The following is a 17095-nucleotide window of genomic DNA, read 5'->3' as shown; positions in this document are numbered from 1 at the left end:
CGAGTTGGGAAAATTTTAGTAGCTAACGCTACAGTTAGACCTTTACGACGGCCTACTTCTAATGCGGCACGCATACCTGCGCCACCACTACCTACGATTAGGACATCAAACTGTTCCATAGTTACCTCCTCATCAGTACCTATTCCTTACAGAGTCACCTAACATGTTATTGCATATAGAGAATAACTATTATACGCAATAATTATTATGACCTCATTATATACTTGCAATTATCAATTTGTCCAAGCTCTTTATAAGGCGATTTACACTTGAAATTATTGTATTGATAAGAATTTTCATATAAAAAATATGTTTTGAAAATGATATTGATAGTATATAGATAAATATAGACGTAAGAAGGATACTAGACCTAGTTTTAGGAGAAAATATTGTAATTATAATAGTAAAGTAACTAGTGATAATTAGTATAATTTATGACTGTTATAAATATTTGTAATGGATTCTATATGTATGAATAGTAAATCAGCCATTAGTGAATTTTTATAGATATAAAAAAATAAATATGAAATAAAATTTCATTTACATCTGATTAACGTTTCGTGTAATTTTTTTACATATCCTTAGGTAGGAGATGATTTTATAGATGGAATTGTTGTAAAATTTTATTTATCACATTAATTTCTATAGGAATCCTATACATTTTATTTGTAAAAGATATATCTTATAGTATAATTAAAACTATATTAAATTTATATTTTTAGATGTAGTATAGACTATAAGTACACAAACTAGGTGTTTGATAATATACAGAAAGAGGCTTCAGTGAAAGATCTATTACGAATGGGGATCGATGTAGGTTCAACCACTGTTAAGGTTGTCTTACTTGATGGAGAAGATAATTACATATATAAAAAATATTGTCGTCATTATGCGAATATTCTAGATACAGTACATACCTTATTACAGGAAGCTGTAGTGGGATATGAAGAATATCCTGTGCATGTGGTGATTACCGGCTCTGGCGGTATGGCTATGGCTAGACATTTAGACATTCCTTTTGTGCAGGAAGTTATTGCAGAAACAAAAGCGATTAAGCACTACTACCCTGAAACAGATGTGATCATCGAATTGGGCGGTGAAGATGCTAAAGTTACCTACTTGGGGCAGACGGCAGAACACCGTATGAATGGTAGTTGTGCTGGTGGTACGGGCGCTTTCATCGATCAAATGGCCACACTGTTGCAGACGGATGCGAGTGGTCTTAATGAATTGGCTGCTAAGGCGACTACGGTATATCCTATTGCAGCACGATGTGGCGTATTTGCTAAAACGGATGTACAGGCACTATTAAATCAAGGGGCATCTCATGAAAATATTGCTAAATCGGTATTTCAAGCGATTGTTAATCAAACAATTGCAGGATTAGCTTGTGGACATAAGATTGAAGGCCATGTGGCATTTCTAGGTGGTCCACTTACTTTTTTGTCAGAACTACGAAAATGTTTTTGTGATACCTTAGCTTTAGATGAAGATAGTCGCATTATTCCAGAGAATGGAGAACTGTTTATCGCTCTAGGGGCAGCGTTGATGAAAGATGAATGTCGTTCTTTAGTGCTAGGCGAGTTAGTGACACAAGTCGATGACTTACGGGATGTACCTATGGAAGTGACAGACCGATTGGATCCGCTATTTGCCAATGAGGAAGAAATTAAGGAGTTCCGTGAACGCCATGCTAAGGACGTGGCATTACGGGCTGATTTTTCTACTGCTACGGGCCCATTATACTTGGGGATAGATGCAGGGTCTACGACGATAAAAGCAGTCCTTATGGATGAAAATAAGGCGATTCTTTATTCTCATTATGGACCGAATGAAGGTAAGCCTCTTGAAAAAGCACGGACCATCATTGAATATATTTATACCCATATGCTAGCCGATGCGTATATTGCGCATACGGGCGTTACTGGCTACGGCGAAGCTTTTTTAAAACGAGCATTAGGCATTGATGTGGGCGAAGTAGAAACGATGGCACACTATCGAGCAGCTCGTGAATTTTGCCCTGATGTTACTTTCATATTGGATATCGGTGGACAAGATATGAAATGTTGTAAAGTAAAAGATGGGTATATTGAAGACATTACTCTCAACGAAGCGTGTAGTTCTGGGTGTGGCTCGTTTCTTGACACCTTTGCCAGTGGTTTGAGTATACCCATTGCGGACTTTGCCAAAATTGGGATGCTGGCACCGTTGCCTATCGATTTAGGATCGCGCTGTACTGTGTTTATGAACTCTAAGGTTAAGCAAGCGCAAAAGGAAGGGGCCAGTGTGCCAGATATTGCGGCAGGATTAGCCTATTCGGTCATTAAAAATACTTTATATAAGGTTATGAAAGTAAAGGACCCTAAAGAATTGGGACAACACATCGTTGTACAAGGGGGGACATTTTATAATGAATCGGTATTACGCGCGTTTGAAAAGTTATTAGGCGTAGAGGTTATACGACCAGATACGGCTGGCCTTATGGGCGCTTATGGTATGGCACTATTAGCACAGGAACACGCTCAGGAAGAAGATAATCACACATCGCAATTAGTGAATGCAGAGCAATTACATACGTTACAAGTAGAAACAACCATGCGCCATTGTGGTCTATGTGCGAATAATTGTATGTTGACGATTAATGCTTTTAGTGATGGTCGTACCTATGTGATGGGGAACCGCTGTGATCGTGGCGCAGGAAAAATGATTCAAGAAAAGCATAAACCAGTGCCGAACTTGATTACCAGCAAGTTACGTCGTATCTTTGATTACTATCTAAAGAGAAACGTACCTTCTCATGAGGCAAAAGGTCGTATTGGGATTCCACGCGTATTGAATATGTACGAAGATTTTCCATTTTGGTGCACCTTCTTTACTCATCTTGGGTATGAAGTGGTATTGTCATCGGAAACGACAAAAGAACAGTATAATTCTGCCTTAGATACGATTCCATCAGATACGGCTTGCTATCCAGCTAAAGCCGTACATGGACATATTAAAGAATTGGTGGAACAAGGGGTGGATTATATTTTTTATCCATGTATCCAAGCGGGGCCACATGAATATAGTCGAGATAACAACTATCATTGCCCGATGGTCATTTCCTATCCAGAACTGATTCGTAACAATATGCAAGATGTCTTGAAAGATACGCCTTTCTTGTCACCATTCTTGCCATTAGCCGATAAAAAGCCATTAATTCCTCGTTTAGTGGAGGAGTTATCTCCTGTGCTACACGTGGACAAACAGGCGATTAAAGAGGCTGTTGAACGGGCTTGGGTCGAACAAGAAACGTGGAAAGAAGAGTACAGAGAGCTTACTAAAAAAACGGTATCCCGTTTAATTGCAGAACGTATACCCGCCATTGTATTGGCAGGAAGACCGTATCATTTAGACGCGGGAATTAATCACGGTATACCAGAATTGATTAACTCGTTGGGAATTGCGGTGCTTACTGAGGACGGCGTGGCACCATTAGGCAGACCTATCGAACGGCTTCGCGTGGTCGATCAATGGACCTACCATAGTCGTTTATATCGGGCGGCGGAATTTGTCAGTCGCACCGACGGCTTTCAAATGGTGGAATTAAATTCATTTGGTTGTGGTCTAGATTCCATCGTAGCCGATCAAGTAAAGGATATTTTGGCAGCCCGCCATAAAATTCATACAGTACTAAAAATTGATGAAGGTACTAATTTGGGGGCCATTACAATTCGTATTCGCTCGCTTCAATCGGTGATGGCTCGTTCCTTGCGCCATGATTCTGGTGGCTGTGCAAGTCCATCTCCATCATCAGATGAACAATCTCTAGCCGTATCACCTTGTCAATGTTGTACAGGTTGTTGTGGTCACCATGAAGAGCCAGTATCATTAGATGAGTTGGAAACGCCATACACTTATGAACGGGTTGTCTTTACAGAAGAAATGCGTAAAGAATATACGATTTTGGTACCACAAATGTCGCCGCTTCATTTCTCCATGATTGAACCGTTATTAGCACAAGAAGGCTATCGATGCGCTTTAATCCCAGCACCAACGAGAGAAGATATTGAAGTGGGATTGAAATATATTAATAATGATGCTTGCTATCCTGCGGTTATCGTAGTAGGTCAGTTGATGAGCGCTCTGCTTTCAGGCAAGTATGATGTTAATAAAACTGCGGTGATCATCTCGCAAACAGGTGGTGGTTGTCGAGCGACAAACTATATTGGATACCTTCGTAAAGCCTTAATTGATGCAGGACTTTCACAAGTACCAATTCTTTCCTTAAATGCCAGCGGACTAGAAAAACAACCAGGCTTTTCATTGACTCGTAATTTCCTACATCGCTTGATGCAAGGTATGGTGTATGGTGATGCGATTATGCAATGTGTACTAGCCACTAGACCGTATGAACGAGATGCGGGCGCTACGAATGCGTTACGTGATTATTGGATTCAGCGATTAAAGAATAATTTATTGAAAGCGAACCTATTTACGTATAATAAATATATTAAAGAAATCATTCATGATTTTGACACATTGCCACGCAAGGATATTCCTCAAAAGCCACGAGTAGGCATCGTAGGGGAAATTTATGTTAAATTCCATCCTAGTGCTAATAATCATATTATTGATTTGATTGAAGCAGAGGGGGGAGAAGTTGTTACCTCTGGGCTTATGGACTTTTTCCTATATTGCTCTATGGATAGTGAATATCGAGCTAAGTATCTATCAGGTTCTTGGTTATCCGGCTTAGGTGGCGCGTTGGCACGTAATTTGATGGAATTGTATCGTCGCCCTTATAGTAATGCGGTAAAGAAAAGTAAGCATTTCGATGAGATTCAACCGATGAAAGAAGTGGCACGAGAAGCATCACACGTAATTGATTTAGGTAACCAATGCGGAGAAGGTTGGTTTTTAACAGGTGATATGATCGACTTGATTGAAAAAGGGGCAAAACAGATTGTATGTTTACAGCCATTTGGTTGTTTACCTAACCACGTTACGGGGAAAGGTATGGTTCGCACCTTATCGGAACGGTATCCGGATGTACGTATTGCAGCAATTGATTATGATCCAGGATCGAGTGCCGTTAACCAAGCGAATCGGTTAAAATTATTGTTAGCCACCATGTTTGAAGAGTAAGGAGCGTTCTTTTAGGAAACTTTAGAAAATATGCTCTCCTAGGTAATTGTTACGTGTGGCGTAGAAAGCATTTCTAATCGCCTATGCTGTATAAATGGCTATCATGGCTACACTAATGTGGAATTACAAGACGGAAATTGATAGTAAAAGGCTAGGAATCTAGCCTAATAAGGTAAGATAGTTTATATATGGTTCCCTATTAAACATAATAGCTAGTCGTCAATCCGATAATTGATGACTAGCTATTGTTGTATATTTTATATGGGGTATAATCTTTCATCGATAGTAAATGCTAAGTACTGAGCCCTTTTAACGTTGCACAGAGTGGTAATCCTTTGCGTAAAGGTCATACAGGATAACACTATTTATGACAGAGAGTGTCATTTCTATAGTCAGATGCCTTGCTAGTTTTTAGGTGGATGCATTGCTAGGTATAGTTAGGTGCATGATGAAAAATGAGGCGACCCTTGAAAAGAAAATAATAGAGGAAAGTTGATGCACTTTGCTCAACTTTCCTCTATTTTGTTATGGTTGATTAGCATGTCGAGAATTGGTAAGACTGAAATATGGAATGGGCTACACCGCACGTGTTAGCATATGTATCGATAGGAGTGACTGAATTTTTTCTCGATGACAACAATTGGAGAGTTTCTTTTTAGCGAACCAGTAACATCCATTCTAATAAAGTACATACAATATAGGCAATAATAAATTTAACTTTTTGCTTTCTATCGCGATCTTCATCGGCTAATTTTAATTGTTGTGCTAAAAAGCGTTTATCGCGAATTTGTAATAATAAATCTCTAATGCGCGCTTGGCTTGCTTTTCCTTCGGGACTAGTTCCATCGATGTTATCGGTAGTTAGAATGGATTGCTGCATGAAAATGCGACGATGCAATTTTCTCAACTGAATTTTAATATTGTTGTGAACTAACACACTTTGCCATTTTTTGCGAGAATCTAAATACATGTAAATATATCTAGGAATGTTCATAACGATGAAACTAATAAAGAAAATACCTAAGGAGATTAAAAAATAGGTGGAAAAGGTAAAGGAAAGCGTTTGAGTTGGTAAATAATGATGTAAAATGACAAAGGTAATCCATACACCAATAGGTAATAGCAAAGCGGCGGCAATGTCAATAGAACGCAACCAACTAGTTTTAATTGGAATATCTGGCACATTAAAGGTATTGACGGGATCGTGGAACGCGTAATAATCCATATGTAATACAGCTTGCTTTGTTTTTACATTGGTAAATAAAATAGGACCGACACTCGTTTCCTCGCGTGGTGGCATAGGAATAAAATGACGTATATCACTGTGTGCCGTTAAATCAAAACGAATTACACCATTTTTTTCAAAACGCAATGTAGAGCCTGCTTCACTTAAGCGGATAGGATTGAAGAAAACACCAATTAGATTAAATCCCCACGCCCCTAATAGATGGAAGAGGGTATTTAAAATAAATCCGCCCATGTCACTGGCGCTAATATCTAATTTGATTTCAAATGATGACGTATAGTCATCAAACCATACATCTTCGATAGAATAGACGATGTTAAATACATTTCCCATTTTTGTAATCACACTGAGCAAGACCGTATTGTTTGGTTCAAATTCGAAAGTAATTGCGTAAAATAGCCAGTGATTTCTTAGCTTAGATCGCAATATTCGATTTAATACATCTTCTTCAATAGTGATTACTTTATGGTCATATAACTCTACTGTATCATCCATGGCAGATTTTGTGGAATCAGTAGCACAGTCTTTCTGCTTTGTTGATGCTAACGTCGTGGTAATCGTCCATGGTAATAGTTTTGTTAGTATATTATTCATAGACCCTCCAAGGGTTAATATTTCTCATTAATACACAAATTATATCATAGATAGAGAGATTTTATAATCACTTTATACATAATCCATATATGATCGCTGTATTTAACATTCTTTTACTACTATAAATATATAGAGTAGGAGGTGGTAATATGGACTATCTATTACAAGCCACTGCTAATTATGGCTTTCCCATGGTGGTTGCCTTGTATTTATTACTACGGTTTGAAGGCAAAATTGATTTATTAGCAGCGACGATACAAGAATTGATACAGGCTATTAAATGTAGTAAATAGACGATGGATATGAGTTACACTATAGATCTATTTCTGTTTTTCACGTCCCGGAAAGTAAGGCGTTTATACTTTATGTAGCGATGTGGAGTGAGATATTTTTATAAAGGGATAGAACTAGGTTTATCTTTCTGTTAGATTCCTTTTAGTTACATTGCGTAGTACTGGTATAGAGTTGATGTGGAGGATTGTATTCTTATTTTGGGCGCACTCTATTATGACTATCATGTCTATATAGATAAGAGATGTTCTTTCGTTTTACTATAGTATTTCTAAGAAAATTGCATAGAATTAAAAAAATAAGCAAAGGACGGTACCAAATGTAAACTACATTTGGTACCGTCCTTTTTTATAGTGCATACACATATAGAAACCGATAGTATGTTATCTATATGGGATCATATTAGTAATAGAATCTTTTGCATGCATCATTTGTCGGTCTTTATAGGAAAAATGTAAATGATACATACTGTGCTAGTCGATTATGTGTTGCGCGTTAGCAATAAGGAATGTAAGTGACAGAATTCTTTTTGTACTATCATCTGTCGGCATGTATAGACAACATGCAAGAGGTAATACTGTGCTAGCCGATTATGTGTTGCGAGCTATCGATAGGAATGTAAGTGATAGACATTGAAGTAGCTGCGTTCGTATAAGTGATTTTTAACAGGGAAGGGTATATCACGTTTCGTAGTCACCATGGATGAGATTATTGCTGATTGTGAAGAAATGTATGTAGACGAGTTTTTATAGTTTGAAAGATTTCTTTTACGATAGACCATAGAGTCAGTAAAGAATGTAACCAGCTATTCGCTCTGCTATGGATATGCGTGATAATAGACGCCTTTTCTGCAGTATTTGACGAGACAGTTGTGGTTACCTTTTTTGGGCCCCTTTGCATTTGTTTGGATGATAATAATTCCTCGCGTAATGAAAGGCTTTCTACGGATGAGCTACTAGGCATCGCAGGGTGCACGAGGGATTTTTTATGAGTACGGATATGTTTAGTTCTGCGTTTTGAAGGTGTAGAGGATGGCCATGTTTGTGGCATGCCATATTGATTAGGAAGAGTATTGTTGGGCAGGGTGAGCAACAATAGAACGACTATGATTAGCATGTCATATATGAGGGATATATTCTTTACTGGATTGGATACATAGGTATAGATAATAAAAAATGTCCATGGTATAGCAGGCCAAGAGGGCAGACTGATATCATGTAAGCGTCGAGCAAATAAGGTGATTAAAAATGGCGTAATGAGTACTAGACCAACTAACATGGCAATTCGTACGGCCCAATAGGTAGCTAATATAACGACGGCATCGATAATGAGTAATTGCGTCAATGTGCTTAATCCATTTAGTATTACAAATAGGATGATTGTTCCTAGTATAAATTGACTGCGATTTAGACGACCTTGCAGTGAAAAAATAGAAAGTTTCTTTTGTCGACCTGTGTGACCGATCCATAATCCTAATAGGCCAATCAGGGCAGTGATGACCATGGCATATAAAATATCTAATGATTCCATATATCTCTCCTCATACTATTATATGTTTAAATTATAACACAGACGCGGTTATTTCAAAAATTGATGACCTATAACTAGCGTATAGGCTAATAGGATGGAGGAATATTTACATTTGTGGTAATGGTGAATGAGTACATGTATGTACATGGAATAGGTTCGTTTATGAAAGTTCGTGGTTACATTGTTTTGGCGTGATGCATGATTTCCTATCCGCGGCAGAGCTTGGTATAGTAAAATAGAATGAGACGTGTATCATGCGATGAGTTTAATAGGTATGAGTGCGTGAGAATGATGTATGGGAAAGTAGGATTAGACAAGTGGGCGCATCGTATATGTGAATGACCATATCCGTGTATAGGGCCTTCCCCTACTAGTATAATGATGATGAAAGAATGGAACTCTATGAAAAGCAGATATACTAAATCATGGCGGTTGCCTACACAACTACATAAGGGGATGACCATAGCCGTCGTTAGCGCTCATACGATGAGTAGCGCTGAACGATTACATATAACATTACTTTGGCAAGCCTTAGGGTATCAATTAATATGGGCCTCATCGTCAGTACAAACAAGTACGAGGGTGTCACAAGAAGTGGTGATGGATGAGCTTAATCACTATATGACAAGTGCCGATTGTGATGCGGTGATGGTGTCACAGGATGATACGATAGGAATTAAGGCATTAGCACGATTAGATTATGAACGTATTCGCTATCATCATAAACCCTGTATAGGGGCGAACCTTTGCACAATGTTTCATCGTGCCTTGCATCAAGAGAGCCGATTAATTACCTATCATGGTTTATCTTTGGCGGAGCAAGGTCGATGTACAGTAGAAGAGGCACATATGATTCGTGAAAGATTGGATCAACCGCATGTAGAACAAGTGTATGTATCGGATGCGGCTACATCTATGTGGCAATTGGTTGCCTTAGTAGAGGGAAAAAGTAAGGTAATAGAGCCATTGCCAGAACCACCACGTGGCATGATTGGCACTGAATTGGGGATGGGACGATTACTGGGAGGATCCTTGTCCTCGTTGTGTGCATTGCAGGATACACCGTATAGACTAAGAGACGATGAGGCGACAGAAACGATACTTTGGGTGCATACAGAAAAGAGCGAAGTAAAACTGCTTTCACAGCGCATCAAAGAATTGCAAAAAACGGATGTATTGGGATGGGTGCAGGGCATAGCAGTTAGTGGTAGTATTGGTTGCGATGATATAGGATTTGATTTATTGCGGTGCATGGAAGAGTCTCGTCGTTCATCGAAAGGAGATCCATTTGTATGTTACTTGCCAACCAATCGTGAGGGGCGATGTATTCCGTTGCCATTAGGGGCGACAGTTAATTTTCGCTATATTTCAAATACCTTGCTATATGAACCGTATTGTAAGCGGCAATGATGTACATTTTTACTACCTATATTCAATGATGTACAATTTTACTGTCTGGACTATCGAATGATAGGATTATATGTGTTATGAAAGGGGTTATTTATTATGCTAAAAAAAACACTATCTATATTGGTGGGCGTTTTGTTTTCGTTGCTCTGTGTTAGTTTTGCCTATGCAACGGATGTGATAGACGTAGGAAAACGTATTAGCTCGAATCCAGAAAATATATACACCGTCTATATAGGCATGCCTAAGGATGAAGTTGATTTTAATTTTTCTGACGTGAAGGACTGGGAAAAAGAGTCTAGTCAACGATGGAATTCTTATTATTTAAAACGAGATATTACACCTAGTATATCCCAACATGTATGGATACAGTTTGATTCGACGAATCATGTTTCTAAGGTAGGTAATACATTTGTGCTTTCTACATTCACAAGTGGTGGTACGCATAATCCTGAAGTACAGGCGGTATATAATGCTATGTATGATGTTTTACGCGCTAAGTATGGAGAACCTCATGGAATACGTATGCCAGGTGTTCGTTGTAGGGGTGGAGCCGCTTGGTTTTCTAATCAACATGTGTATGAATTAACTAAGTATGTTTGGGACGAATATACGCATGTAGGCCTACTAGTATTTCCTATACAAAACAGTGAATATGATAAGCAGAAATAACATATTGTATCACACTATATGATAGTTCTTATATAGAATGAACACTTGATAAAAGGACTGATAAAAGGCTCCTTATTTTTGACATACCTTTGAATTCACGGTACAATAATAAACAAATACAATTAGTGTAAAAGAAGGTTATGTAGCCGTTTTACCTATGATATGCACATTATAGATACAAAGGTGCCTATAATGTGCATTATTAATATATGATACGATTGTTAGTGATGGAGAATGTATGAGTGTATTAACGGTTTCTAATGTGACACATGGCTTTGGGGCGCGTCAGATTTTAGAGGACGCCTCGTTTCGATTGTTGAAAGGCGAGCATGTGGGCTTAATCGGTGCGAATGGTGAGGGCAAATCAACATTTTTAAATATTATTATAGGCAAGATTCCTCCCGATGAAGGCAAGATTGAATGGTCTAACCAAGTGACGGTCGGTTATTTAGATCAACATAGTGTACTAGCACCGCATATGACGATTCGCGATGTGTTGAAAACGGCGTTTGATGATTTGTTTACGATAGAAGAACAAATGCAACGAGCCTATGATGAAATGAGCCATTGCGATGAAGATCGTATGAATACGTTGCTATCACAAGTTGGTGACTGGCAGGAACAATTGGAACAGCGTGGCTTTTATGAAATTGATGCTACCATTGAGCGAACAGCACAAGGGTTAGGGCTGATGGATATTGGCTTAGAGCGAAATGTGGGAGAGCTAAGTGGTGGACAGCGTACGAAGGTATTGCTAACAAAATTGTTATTAGAAAAGCCGACCATTTTATTATTAGATGAACCGACAAATTACTTGGATGTAGAACATATTTATTGGTTGCAGAACTATTTAGAAAATTATGAGAATGCCTTCATTTTAATTTCTCACGATATGGAATTTTTAAATCGCGTTGTCAATGTGATTTACCATGTGGAACAGGCCAAATTAACTCGCTATACGGGGAATTACGAACAATTTCAGGCGGCCTATGCAATGCAGAAAGAGCAAGCTCGTAAGGCCTATGAGCGACAACAACAAGAAATTAGTCGCATGGAAGATTTTATTCAACGAAATAAAGCGCGTGTGGCGACGAGAGGTATGGCTAATTCGAGGGCGAAACGATTAGAAAAGATAGAAATCTTAGAGAAACCTAAAGAATATAGTAAGCCTACGTTTCGATTTAAGGAAGGACGGACACCGAGCCGCTATATTGTAGAAGCCTTTGGATTAGAAATTGGCTATGATGTTCCCTTAACGCGCCCTGTGGACTTTCAGTTAGAGCGCAATAAAAAAATTGCCATTCGCGGTGTGAATGGTTTGGGAAAGACAACCTTGTTAAAAACTATATTAGGTATGATCAAACCGGTGAGCGGTGAACTTGTGAAAGGCGATTTTTTAGAAATTGGCTATTTTGCACAAGAAGATGTGCCGCGTAACGAAACCACGGCCCTCGATTATATTTGGGCTGCCTATCCGTCTATGACGAATCAAGAAGTGCGTGCAGCTTTAGCGCGGTGCGGACTTACGAATGAACACATTACATCGCAAATGCGCGTTTTGTCGGGTGGTGAAAATGCTAAAGTACGCTTATGTCGACTTATGTTATCGCACTATAATGTATTAGTACTGGATGAACCGACAAACCATTTGGATATATATGCGAAAGAAGAATTGGCGCGGGCGTTGAAAGCTTTCAAAGGCACCATCGTAGTAGTTAGTCATGAACCAGAATTTTATGAATCATGGGTGACCGATATATGGAATATTGAAGATTGGACGACGAAGATTGTGTAAGGAGACTTGTGCGGTGAATGAACAGGCAAAAGAGAACATGGCTTTGTTTTTAGAATCCTTTGGCATTGATTTAAAACAACAAGGCATGGAAAAAACACCGACTCGTGTGGCTATGTTGTATAGTCAGTTGTTTGAAGGTGTGGGAAAATCGACTCGCCATGCATGGGGTGAAGTGTTCCCTACTGAGTATGAGGGCCTTGTATCTGTTATGAATATCCCCTTTTATTCTATGTGTGAACATCATTTAATGCCTTTCTATGGCATGGTGGATATCATTTATCAACCAACGGATGGGAAAGTAGCAGGTCTTAGTAAGTTCGGTGATGTGATTAATATCTTGGCGAGACGCCCTCAATTACAAGAACGATTAACAAATCAAATAGCGGATGCGATTGAAAATGAATTAGGTGCTGCCGGTGTATTAGTTCGTGTTACGGGTATACATCTGTGTATGCTAATTCGTGGCGATATGCAGCAAGGTACACAAACGGTTACCTTAGAAGGTCGTGGTGTATTGGGCGTTGATGGAGCCCCACGAGAGGAAGCATTTGCAATTATGGGAGGTACAACGAGTCATGTTTAAAAAACGAAATTATACATGGAATGATGGCAAAACATTAACATTGCAAGATAAGACGTTGATTATGGGCATTTTAAATGGTACGCCTGATTCTTTTTCTGATGGGGGTAAGTATAATACCGTGGAAACCGCTGTGGCTCATGCGGTGGATATGATTGCTCAAGGCGCCGATGTTATTGATTTGGGCGTAGAATCTACCAGACCAGGTCATACGCAATTAACGGTTAAGGAAGAATTAGAACGGTTGGAAATGTTGCTACCTCCTGTCTTAGAAGCCTCCACTGTGCCCGTATCCGTTGATACATATCGCGCAGAAACGGCAGAATTTGCCTTGTCGAAAGGCGCTCACATATTAAATGATATATGGGGATTACAATATGATTCCGATATAGCAGCTGTAGCGGCGGCTCATAAAGTGCCTGTTATTATTATGCACAATGCTGTATCCAATGAGTATGATGACATCATTGAAGATATGAAAGCTTTTTTCTTTTCGAGCATCGATAAAGCGTTAAAGGCAGGGATAGGGGTGCAAAATATTTGGCTAGATCCAGGCATCGGATTTGCGAAAGATTATAATCAAAATATTGAGGTACTACAACGATTAGGTGAACTAACGGCCTATGAATATCCCGTATTATTAGCGCCTAGTCGGAAGCGGTTTATTGGCACTATCCTAGACGATATTCCTGCAGATCAACGCGATGAAGGTACCGTAGCATGTTGTATTACTGGGATTCTTCAAGGTGTCGATATGGTACGGGTTCATAATGTAGAAATGCATAAACGAGCATTGGCGGTGGCTGATGTATTGCTTAGAGGTGAACTATGAACACTATCGTATTAAAGAATATGGCATTTTATGGATATCATGGTAATTTGAAAACGGAACAATTACAGGGACAACGATTTTTTGTGGATCTAGAAATACAAGTGGATGCATCAAAAGCGGGGCGTACGGATTGTTTGGAGGATTCGATTAATTATGTAGATATCTATGAAGTGGTAAAGCAGGTGATGACGGGTACACCTTACCATTTATTAGAACGGGTGGGCGCTGTCATTGCGGATAGGGTGTGTGAAACCTTTGGCGTAGATAGTATTCGGGTGGCTATACGTAAACCGTCTGTACCTATTGCAGGACTATTAGATTATGTAGAAGTTGTAACGACGAGAGGCAAGTACGAGTAATGTATACCTATTATATTAGTTATGGCTCTAATATGGGGGATCGAAAACAATATATTGATACAGCCTTAGGAGCCTTAGAAGCTGATACGGATGTATGCCATTTTAGAAATTCTTCCTGTACAGAAACAAAACCGTGGGGAAATGTTGATCAAGATAAATTTCTTAATGGTGTATGTTCCTTTAAAAGTGAGCGGAACCCTCGAGACATACTCATTAAATTACAAGCTTTAGAAAAGTCTGCTAAGAGAGAACATACACAGCATTGGGGGCCGCGCACCTTAGATTTAGATATTATTTTAGTGATTGACAAAAACGACCAGCTTGTATCTATTTGTGATGACGATTTAATCGTGCCACATCCCTATTTTTGGGAACGCACGTTTGTATTAATGCCCCTAGAAGAATTATGGCCTGCATTTTTTTATCACGGCCAATCGATTTCTTCTCGCATTGAAGAATTAGTGATGGAGAGTATCCCCTTTTATAAAGACCCCTTTAAAGATATTGGACGCAAGATGAACTTGTTAGTGCGGACAGGACGTATTTTAATGGAAAAGGGTGCTAGTACGGATAAGATTGTAGAAGATATTATTCGTGCTGCAGTGTTTATGGGGATTCCCAAAAATTTTGTGCATGTAAATGTGACGTATAATACGGTCATGGTATCCGTTGTATCGGAAACTAAATCGTACACTAACTTTTTAAAAGCTTTTTCTTATAGTACAGATATGACCATTGTTACCGATGTAACACGATTGACATGGCGCGCATTGGAAAAGAATTATTCCTTAGATGAATATGAATCTATGTTAGAGGCTATTGCACGGCGAAAACCTATGTATCCTTCACCACTAGTAGCCGTCTTAGTGAGTTTGGCCTGTGCGTCCTTAACGATTTTGTTCGGCGGCAGTGAGTGGGCGGCGTGTGTTACGTGGGTATGCACTTTTGTAGGCTATGTTGTGTTTGTACTATTTAGAAAATGGCGTGTGAATGGATTTATCAATATCGCAGCTGGTGCGTTTGCCTCTAACTCAATTGCCCTATTGTATTATGTAGTGACGGGGGAACCGGAAGGCATGACCTATGGCATGATTAGTTCTTCATTGTTTTTGATGCCGGGGGTCTTACTCATTAATGCAGTGGACGACATGTTAAATAACTACTTTATGGCTGGCTTAGGACGCTCTATGCACACATTATTGAGTGTAGGGTTTATGACGTCTGGCATTATGATGGCCATTCATGTCAATCCTAAAGTAGCCATGAGTAGTCTTAGTATTTTGCCAACGGATGTGAACATTACACAAATCATGGCAGCCGCTTTGGTGGGTACTGGATTTTCTACTATGTTTAATGCACCGTTGCGTACATTGCCATTTATAGCACTAGGCGGTGCAGTGGCGGTGGGCACGAGAAATGTGTTATTAGCTTATGGAGATTTATCCGTCGTAGTGGCTACCCTCATGGCGGCTTTGGTGATTGGCGTATTGATGATGCGCGTGGCTCATATGGTGAACACTACTGCAGGTACATTGGCGATTCCTTCTATCGTTACCATGTTCCCTGGTGTATTATTATATCGTTTTGCCTACTCTCTCATGCAATCGAGTCATTTGGACGTAACTACGTTCTGGATTTCTTTGCAATCAGGCATAACGGGAATCATGATTGTATTCTGTATGACTGTAGGCGTGGCAACACCGTCATTAGTGGCTAAAAAATTACTTTCCAGGCAAAAGAAGAAACGACTGGCAGCCTTAGTAGCGCGTCGTATGGAAACGTAATTTTCTATTCTTGACGAATAGCACGTTGGTGCTATACAATCGAGTTATTTCAGAGCCCATGAGATAGGATTATTAACACATATGGTCAATGTTAATCATGTTGTGTAGTAGATACGAATACATATGTGACATAAGACGTATCAATGGGAGCATGAAATATATTTTAATTTTTAGTTGTAACAGTTTGAAAGGAAGCGAATATGGACACTGTTATTATGTATTGGGTAGTAGTACTTTTTGTAATTCGATTATTATTTTTACGCGTGTCGAAGATGAATGAAAAACGTATAGTGGCCAATGGTGGTGTAGAATATGGCAAAGGAATTAGCAAGGCTATGGCCATTGTACATTGTCTTATTTATCTATGTGCTCTCATGGAAAGCTTGTGGACACATACGAAAATTGATAGCGTATCTATCGTTGGTATGCTCCTTACGGTTTTTTCTATGATGATACTGTATTGGATTACTCGATTGTTGCGAGATATATGGACTGTTAAATTGATGGTCGCCAAGGATCACACCTATAATAATCATTGGCTTTTTAGATATATTAAGCATCCTAATTATTTTTTAAACATCATTCCTGAATTGATTGGTATCTGCTTGTTGTGCCATGCGTGGTATACGCTCATGGTGGCAATCCCCGTATATGGCTGGATTATGTATCAACGTATTCGAGAAGAAAATCAGATACTTAGAAATATAATTGTACCTAACAGTCTATAAATTGTGGGCCTATGGGCATGTATCTTTGTGAAAGATAGGCACCAAGCTTGTATATACTAAATCCCCCTATACATATTAATAGTATGGGGGGATTTATATATTGTACGCCGAATAGGCATGATTAAACCCCCAGTTAAACTGGGGGTCAGT

General features: G+C 39.1%; 13 protein-coding genes. 10 read left to right on the top strand and 3 right to left on the bottom strand.

What is annotated here, in order from left to right; all coding sequences use genetic code 11:
* The coding region (locus K357_RS10130; protein ID WP_038113998.1) for an FAD-binding protein at positions 1 to 119 on the bottom strand (119 nt) is incomplete at its 3' end.
* Between the two features lie 664 nt (positions 120 to 783).
* Between K357_RS10130 and K357_RS0107815 the strand changes: the two genes are divergently transcribed.
* On the top strand, positions 784 to 5127 hold the full coding sequence (locus K357_RS0107815; protein ID WP_028258190.1) for an acyl-CoA dehydratase activase-related protein: 4344 nt from the start codon (positions 784 to 786) through the stop codon (positions 5125 to 5127).
* Positions 5128 to 5782: 655 nt separating this feature from the next.
* On the opposite strand, the gene K357_RS0107810 is transcribed toward K357_RS0107815, so the two are convergent.
* On the bottom strand, positions 5783 to 6967 hold the full coding sequence (locus tag K357_RS0107810; RefSeq protein ID WP_028258189.1) for a hypothetical protein: 1185 nt from the start codon (positions 6965 to 6967) through the stop codon (positions 5783 to 5785).
* Between the two features lie 149 nt (positions 6968 to 7116).
* Here K357_RS0107810 and K357_RS09580 point away from each other — a divergent pair, with 149 nt between their 5' ends.
* Positions 7117 to 7260, top strand: a complete 144-nt coding sequence (locus K357_RS09580; protein ID WP_071838056.1) for a YvrJ family protein — start codon at positions 7117 to 7119, stop codon at positions 7258 to 7260.
* Positions 7261 to 7966: 706 nt separating this feature from the next.
* On the opposite strand, the gene K357_RS0107800 is transcribed toward K357_RS09580, so the two are convergent.
* Positions 7967 to 8788, bottom strand: coding sequence for a DUF805 domain-containing protein (locus tag K357_RS0107800; protein WP_028258188.1), 822 nt, complete (start codon positions 8786 to 8788; stop codon positions 7967 to 7969).
* Positions 8789 to 9190: 402 nt separating this feature from the next.
* Between K357_RS0107800 and K357_RS0107795 the strand changes: the two genes are divergently transcribed.
* The 8 genes from K357_RS0107795 to K357_RS0107760 all read left to right on the top strand — a co-directional run bounded on the left by K357_RS0107795 (position 9191) and on the right by K357_RS0107760 (position 16945).
* Positions 9191 to 10198 carry an LD-carboxypeptidase gene (locus K357_RS0107795; protein ID WP_038113996.1) on the top strand — a complete coding sequence of 336 codons (1008 nt, stop codon included), beginning with the start codon at positions 9191 to 9193 and terminating at the stop codon, positions 10196 to 10198.
* A 96-nt stretch (positions 10199 to 10294) separates the two neighbouring features.
* Positions 10295 to 10867, top strand: coding sequence for a hypothetical protein (locus tag K357_RS0107790; protein WP_028258186.1), 573 nt, complete (start codon positions 10295 to 10297; stop codon positions 10865 to 10867).
* 238 nt (positions 10868 to 11105) lie between these two features.
* Complete coding sequence (locus K357_RS0107785; protein WP_028258185.1) at positions 11106 to 12662, top strand: ABC-F family ATP-binding cassette domain-containing protein; 1557 nt, start codon at positions 11106 to 11108, stop codon at positions 12660 to 12662.
* A gap of 13 nt (positions 12663 to 12675) precedes the next feature.
* Complete coding sequence (gene folE / locus K357_RS0107780; protein ID WP_028258184.1) at positions 12676 to 13245, top strand: GTP cyclohydrolase I; 570 nt, start codon at positions 12676 to 12678, stop codon at positions 13243 to 13245.
* Positions 13238 to 14074 (top strand): dihydropteroate synthase, encoded by an 837-nt coding sequence (folP, locus tag K357_RS0107775; protein ID WP_028258183.1) that lies wholly within the window; start codon positions 13238 to 13240, stop codon positions 14072 to 14074. Before folE ends, folP begins: the two co-directional genes overlap by 8 nt.
* Positions 14071 to 14433, top strand: a complete 363-nt coding sequence (gene folB / locus K357_RS0107770; RefSeq protein WP_028258182.1) for a dihydroneopterin aldolase — start codon at positions 14071 to 14073, stop codon at positions 14431 to 14433. Before folP ends, folB begins: the two co-directional genes overlap by 4 nt.
* Positions 14433 to 16217 (top strand): 2-amino-4-hydroxy-6-hydroxymethyldihydropteridine diphosphokinase, encoded by a 1785-nt coding sequence (gene folK / locus K357_RS0107765; protein ID WP_028258181.1) that lies wholly within the window; start codon positions 14433 to 14435, stop codon positions 16215 to 16217. Before folB ends, folK begins: the two co-directional genes overlap by 1 nt.
* Before the next feature lie 200 nt (positions 16218 to 16417).
* Positions 16418 to 16945, top strand: a complete 528-nt coding sequence (locus K357_RS0107760) for an isoprenylcysteine carboxyl methyltransferase family protein (RefSeq protein WP_028258180.1) — start codon at positions 16418 to 16420, stop codon at positions 16943 to 16945.
* The last annotated feature ends 150 nt before the right edge of the window (positions 16946 to 17095 follow it).

Source organism: Veillonella montpellierensis DSM 17217, from assembly GCF_000426745.1.
Classification (GTDB): Bacteria; Bacillota; Negativicutes; order Veillonellales; family Veillonellaceae; genus Veillonella; species Veillonella montpellierensis.
The sequence above is the reverse complement of the archived record's forward strand: the minus strand, read 5'-3'. Positions and strand labels throughout refer to the sequence as shown.

Excerpts from the sequence above, each read along its gene's own strand:
- folB (WP_028258182.1), top strand. The coding sequence starts at position 14,071 with ATGAACACTATCGTATTAAAGAATATGGCATTTTATGGATATCATGGT.
- K357_RS0107760 (WP_028258180.1), top strand. The coding sequence starts at position 16,418 with ATGGACACTGTTATTATGTATTGGGTAGTAGTACTTTTTGTAATTCGA.
- folP (WP_028258183.1), top strand. The coding sequence starts at position 13,238 with ATGTTTAAAAAACGAAATTATACATGGAATGATGGCAAAACATTAACA.
- K357_RS0107790 (WP_028258186.1), top strand. The coding sequence starts at position 10,295 with ATGCTAAAAAAAACACTATCTATATTGGTGGGCGTTTTGTTTTCGTTG.
- K357_RS0107785 (WP_028258185.1), top strand. The coding sequence starts at position 11,106 with ATGAGTGTATTAACGGTTTCTAATGTGACACATGGCTTTGGGGCGCGT.
- folK (WP_028258181.1), top strand. The coding sequence starts at position 14,433 with ATGTATACCTATTATATTAGTTATGGCTCTAATATGGGGGATCGAAAA.
- K357_RS0107810 (WP_028258189.1), bottom strand. The coding sequence starts at position 6,967 with ATGAATAATATACTAACAAAACTATTACCATGGACGATTACCACGACG.
- K357_RS09580 (WP_071838056.1), top strand. The coding sequence starts at position 7,117 with ATGGACTATCTATTACAAGCCACTGCTAATTATGGCTTTCCCATGGTG.
- K357_RS0107800 (WP_028258188.1), bottom strand. The coding sequence starts at position 8,788 with ATGGAATCATTAGATATTTTATATGCCATGGTCATCACTGCCCTGATT.
- K357_RS0107795 (WP_038113996.1), top strand. The coding sequence starts at position 9,191 with ATGAAAAGCAGATATACTAAATCATGGCGGTTGCCTACACAACTACAT.